The 1,102-nt window shown below is 63.6% G+C and carries 2 protein-coding genes and 1 pseudogene; 1 reads left to right on the top strand and 2 read right to left on the bottom strand.

Annotation, left to right across the window (positions count from 1 at the left end; translation table 11 throughout):
• On the bottom strand, positions 1-389 hold a 389-nt coding region (locus EN932_RS36750), incomplete at its 3' end, for a COX15/CtaA family protein (protein WP_206619044.1).
• A 198-nt stretch (positions 390-587) separates the two neighbouring features.
• Between EN932_RS36750 and EN932_RS36745 the strand changes: the two genes are divergently transcribed.
• Positions 588-803, top strand: a complete 216-nt coding sequence (locus EN932_RS36745; RefSeq protein ID WP_013532215.1) for a DUF2842 domain-containing protein — start codon at positions 588-590, stop codon at positions 801-803.
• A 15-nt stretch (positions 804-818) separates the two neighbouring features.
• Here the strand turns inward: EN932_RS36745 and EN932_RS36740 are convergent.
• A pseudogene (locus EN932_RS36740) lies at positions 819-1,102 on the bottom strand (polysaccharide deacetylase family protein); the annotation flags it as partial.

Below are 1,102 nucleotides of genomic sequence, written 5' to 3'. Positions count from 1 at the left end.
ATGCGGCGCGTCGCCCAGAAGAACAGCAGCGGCAAGGCGAAGACCAGGCCGACGCTGCGCGCCAGGATGCGATGCGCCCATTCCCACCAGAAGATCGATTTGAACGCTTCGATGCCCATGCCCTTGTTGAGCTCGGCATATTGCGGGATCTGCTGGTAGAGCTGGAATTCCTCTTGCCACTCGGCATCGTTGAGCGGCGGGATCACGCCATGGATCGGCTTCCACTGCGTAATCGACAGGCCGGAATCGGTGAGCCTGGTGGCGCCGCCGACCAGCACCAGCGCAAACAGCACCAGAAGCACCACATAGAGCCAGGCGCGCAGCAGCGCCCGGTTATGCAGGTCGCGGTCGCGGGCGACGTATGGCGCGGCAGCTGATATGGCAGCCATGATCTTGTCCCGGCAGGTTGATTTGGCGGATTGGTGGACCATCGCACCCGTGCTGGCAAGACCATCCGGCGCGGCACGCCGTCGCGCCGCGTCTCACCGGTTGCGCAGTCTCGCCTCAAGGCCTATGCGAGGCCGTTACCCCTTGAGCCTGCCAGGCCGCCTGTGCAAATTCCGGCATGCTCGATCAGGAGACCAACCATGCCCCTGCGCCTGAAAAAGCTGATCGGAATGTTTCTGCTGGTGGCGCTGGTCATCATCTATGCGCTGGTCGCATCGATCTTCGCGGTCGCCCGGCTGTCGGAGTCGGGTCCGTGGGTGCATTTCCTGTTCTTCCTGCTCAGCGGCCTGCTCTGGGTGCTGCCGGCAATGGGCATCATCAAATGGCTGATGCTGGAGCCGAGGGCCAAGCGCTAGGCGAAACCGCCAGCGTCAGATGGTGACGACCATCTTGCCGGCATTGGCGAGCGGCGTCGTCACGCCCGACAGCATGGTGCGAATATGGGCGAGGCTCTGATAGCGGCCGTTGACGGAAATCCGCGGCAAAGCATGCAGGAACCCGGCATGTTCGGCGCGCAGCACGCCGTGGCGCGTCGTCACGGCAGAGGTGTAGCCTGCGTCACGGGCAAAGCCGACTTCGCGACAGCCTACGGCACTCGCATAGCCATAGGGGTAAGCGAAATGGCGGGGCTCTTCGCCCAGTTCGGCCAGCAACA

Origin of the sequence: Mesorhizobium sp. M7A.F.Ca.US.002.01.1.1, assembly GCF_004022955.1 — a bacterium.
Classification (GTDB): Bacteria; Pseudomonadota; Alphaproteobacteria; order Rhizobiales; family Rhizobiaceae; genus Mesorhizobium; species Mesorhizobium ciceri.
The sequence above is the reverse complement of the archived record's forward strand: the minus strand, read 5'-3'. Positions and strand labels throughout refer to the sequence as shown.